Source organism: Pseudomonas sp. C8002, from assembly GCF_013385765.1.
In the GTDB taxonomy this organism is placed as follows: domain Bacteria; phylum Pseudomonadota; class Gammaproteobacteria; order Pseudomonadales; family Pseudomonadaceae; genus Aquipseudomonas.
In genome coordinates, this window is record NZ_JACAPJ010000062.1 from 1 (window position 1) to 326 (window position 326).

A 326-nucleotide genomic window follows, 5' to 3' on the forward strand; every position below is an offset into this window, starting at 1 on the left:
GAATGAGGTTTCGTAGTTGGCGAAGACTTTCCAGGCATCGGAAATGTGGTACATCACGCTCAACGCCGGCAACGGCTCGTTACTATTGATTTTGCGATTCTTTTCCACGGTGCGCACACCGTTCAAGGCAACCACCGGGCGGTCATGCCAGTTGGTTTCAATGTGTTCAAAGCGAATGCCCGGCGTGACGGTCCACTTGCCGATATCGATTTTGTTGTCGATGTAGAACGCATTGGCGACGGTGCCGCCAGTGCGATCCTGGTAAACATGCCCGTCATTTTGCCCACCCGGCGTCGGCACGTTGTTGACCAGATTGAGGCTGCTGG

The 326-nt window shown here is 54.6% G+C and carries 1 protein-coding gene; it reads right to left on the bottom strand.

The genetic code is table 11. From position 1 onward, the window contains the following. Positions 1-326, bottom strand: a 326-nt coding sequence (locus tag HX814_RS31305) for a TonB-dependent receptor domain-containing protein (protein ID WP_177015459.1), incomplete at both ends; no start/stop codon positions are given.